Consider the following 3272-nt stretch of genomic DNA (forward strand, 5'->3'; position numbering starts at 1 on the left):
CAAGGCGTGAATCCCGAAGAGCAACGACAGTTGGCGGCGCTGCTGCGCGGCCAGCGCTGGGCGGCGCTCGCGACCGCGCGCGACAACGAGCCGCTCGCCACCTGGGTGGCGCTGGCGCCCGAGGATGACCTGGGCGGTTTCCTGCTGCACCTCAGCCGTCTGGCGCTGCACACGCGTTACCTCGAAACCAATCCGCGCGCGTCGCTGTCGTTCACCGAATCCGACCGCGGCGCGAGCGATCCGCAGGGACTGGCGCGCGTGAGCCTGCAGGGCTATGTCGAGACGATCGGGCGCGACGCCGCCGGCTACGCCGCGGCGCGGGAGCGCTACCTCGCGCGTTTTCCTGCGGCCGCGCCGACATTCGAGTTCACCGATTTCGCGCTCGTGCGTTTCGTGACCGTGACCTCGCGCTATGTCTCCGGATTCGGGCGTGTCCACCGTTTGGGCCCGGCCGATCTGCACGCGGCGGCTCTTGCCTTTGAAGGAGAATCTCCATGATGTTGGCTCGCCCGGTCTCGATCGTGTTCGCCACGCTGCTTACGCTCGTCGCGGCGACGTCAAGCGCGGCCGGAACCGACGCACCAAGCTTGTATGCCGAGCATTGTGCCTCCTGCCACGGCGCGGGCCGCCTGGGCGGCATCGGCCCGGCGCTGCTGCCGGAAAACCTGGGAAGGCTCAAGCGCGAAGAGGCGATCGCCACTATCCGTGACGGGCGTGTCGCGAGCCAGATGCCGGGGTTCCGGGACAAGCTGTCAACGGAGCAGATTACGCAGCTCGCCGGACTGATCTACGCGCCGCTGCCGCAAGTACCGCGCTGGGACATGGCCGATATCCGCGGTTCCCATGTGGCGCACGTCAAACCCGGGGAAAAACTCTCGGACAAGCCGGTCTTCAATGCCGATCCGCTGAATCTTTTCGTGGTCGTCGAGGTCGGTGATCATCATGCGACGCTTCTGGACGGTGACCGGTTCGAGCCGATCCTGCGTTTCCCCACGCGTTTTGCGCTGCACGGCGGGCCGAAATTCTCCCCGGACGGCCGCTATGTTTATTTCGGCTCGCGCGACGGCTGGGTGAGCAAGTTCGATATCTACAATCTGAAATACGTCGCCGAGATTCGCGCCGGCATCAACATGCGCAATATCGCGGTGTCGAGCGACGGGCGTTATGTCTTGGCGGGCAATTACCTGCCGCACACGCTGGTGGTGCTGGACGCCACGGATCTGTCGCCGCTCAAGATCATCGCGGTACAGGACGATGCCGGCAAAAGCTCGCGGGTGAGTGCCGTCTATGACGCCGCGCCGCGCAAGAGTTTCATCGCCGCGCTCAAGGACATCCCCGAAGTCTGGGAGATTCCCTACGACGCCAAGGCCGAGCCGATCTATCCGGGTCTGGTGCACGACTACCGCATGGGCGAAGCGCTGGCGGCCAAGGGACCGTTCCCGGTACGTCGCATCCGCCTCGACGATTACCTCGATGACTTTTTATTTGACCAGTCGTACGAACATCTGATCGGCGCCGCGCGCAACGGCAATAATGGCCAGGTGGTGAACCTGATCGTCGGGCGCAAGATCGCCGACGTCGATCTTCCCGGCCTGCCGCACTTGGGCTCGGGCATCACCTGGGATTACAAGGAAACCACGGTGCTCGCGACGCCCAACCTCAAGGAGGGCATGGTGACCGTCATCGACATGAAAACCTGGAAGACCATCAAGCACATCAAAACCCTCGGCCCCGGGTTCTTCATGCGCTCGCACGAGAACACGCCGTACGCCTGGGTCGACGCCATGATGAGTCCGGCCAGCAAGGATGCGATTCAGATTATCGACAAACGCACGCTTGAATTGGTGAAGACGCTCAAGCCCGCGCCGGGCCAGACCGCGGCGCACACCGAATTCACGCGCGACGGCAAATATGCTCTGGTCAGTATCTGGGAAATGGACGGTGCGCTCGTGGTGTACGATGCGGCGACCTTCAAGGAGATCAAGCGCCTGCCGATGAAAAAACCGTCCGGCAAGTACAACGTGTACAACAAGATCACCCGTTCCGAGGGAACCAGCCACTAAACGCGGCTGCTTCCCGGTCGGCGATGTGCCGTACGCACAAGTGCCGCGGGAGACAGAGGTGTCGAGAGGAGCCAACCGTCATTGAATCCCACACGCATCGTGCCACTATCCGGGCGCTTTCCCTGGATTGAGCGCATAATGCATATGGACGTCACTTCATCCAGAGAATCGGGAAGGAGGTGTCAAATGCACGAAATTCAGGAATTGGAAGTCGAGTTCGACGAAGGCGGTCTGCTGAAGGACCCGGCGCAATGGAACGAAACTCTGGCGGCGGAAATTGCGCGACACGACGGCATCGGTCAGCTCACCGAGGAGCACTGGGAAATAATTCGTACTCTGCGGGAATATTACGCCAAGTTTGGCGTGGCTCCCGCCATGAGCCATATCTGCCACAGCCACGGCAAAGACAAGCAATGGATTCACGACCTGTTTCACAGCTGCCTCGGTGCGTGGCGCGTCTCCGGTCTGCCCGATCCGGGTGAAGAGGCCAAGACTTACCTGAGCGGCATGTAGGTATCGCCGTCTCTCACTCGATAAGAAAAAAGGGAGTGGCGTTATTTCCCGCCCGCCGCCACCAGATATTCGTGCGGAATCCTCAGTTGCCCCTCGTGGATGAAATCCCTGGCAAAACGCCCGACCTCGTCCCGTATCTTGCCGCGTTCGTTTTGCGGTAGTGCATCGTATTGTTGCTTGAGCATATCCGATGCCTCCACCGTATCCCAGAGTTCCTCGAAGGATTTAAACTGGTAATCGAACGTTTTGGGCTCCACCGAAAAGCCGGAGAATCCCGCCTCGCGCAGCAGGTCTTCCAGCATTCCCGGCGCGCCTAGCGACGTCGCCTTGGCCAGTGGCGGGCGCAGTTCTTCCGGCAGCCGTTTCGAGAAAACTTCGTAGGACCAGCGCAGGGTCGGTATCGTTTCCGGGGTGCTCCACACCGCCAGCGCAAAACGGCCGCCGGGTTTCAACACACGCCGCATCTCCTTCAGGCTTTGCAGCGGGTCGGTGAACAGCATTACGCCGAAGCGGCATAAAACGCGATCGAAAGAGTTGCCCTGAAAGGCCAGTTGTTCCGCCGGCATGCACCGGAAGGAAATTCCCGACAGTCGTTCCTTGACTGCTTTGGCCTGCGCCACCCGCACCATGCCGTCCGCGGCGTCGATGCCGGTGATGCTGGCGTGGCCTTTCAGGCGCCGCGCCAAGGTCAGCGCC

At 61.8% G+C, this 3272-nt stretch carries 4 protein-coding genes; 3 read left to right on the forward strand and 1 reads right to left on the reverse strand.

Annotated elements, in window-relative coordinates; genetic code table 11:
• The 3 genes from ACC569_RS14270 to ACC569_RS14280 form a co-directional block, all read left to right on the forward strand.
• On the forward strand, window positions 1-498 hold a 498-nt coding region (locus ACC569_RS14270; RefSeq protein WP_372524195.1), incomplete at its 5' end, for a HugZ family protein.
• A complete protein-coding gene (locus ACC569_RS14275; RefSeq protein ID WP_372524198.1) occupies window positions 498-2063 on the forward strand; it encodes a cytochrome D1 domain-containing protein in 1566 nt (521 codons plus the stop codon). The genes ACC569_RS14270 and ACC569_RS14275, both read left to right, overlap by 1 nt.
• A gap of 186 nt (window positions 2064-2249) precedes the next feature.
• Complete coding sequence (locus ACC569_RS14280; protein ID WP_372524196.1) at window positions 2250-2576, forward strand: TusE/DsrC/DsvC family sulfur relay protein; 327 nt, start codon at window positions 2250-2252, stop codon at window positions 2574-2576.
• Window positions 2577-2617: 41 nt separating this feature from the next.
• Here ACC569_RS14280 and ACC569_RS14285 read toward each other — a convergent pair.
• A partial coding sequence (locus tag ACC569_RS14285; RefSeq protein ID WP_372524197.1) for a class I SAM-dependent methyltransferase occupies window positions 2618-3272 on the reverse strand: 655 nt, incomplete at its 5' end.

This window comes from Sulfuricaulis sp., assembly GCF_041499725.1.
GTDB lineage: Bacteria > Pseudomonadota > Gammaproteobacteria > Acidiferrobacterales > Sulfurifustaceae > Sulfuricaulis.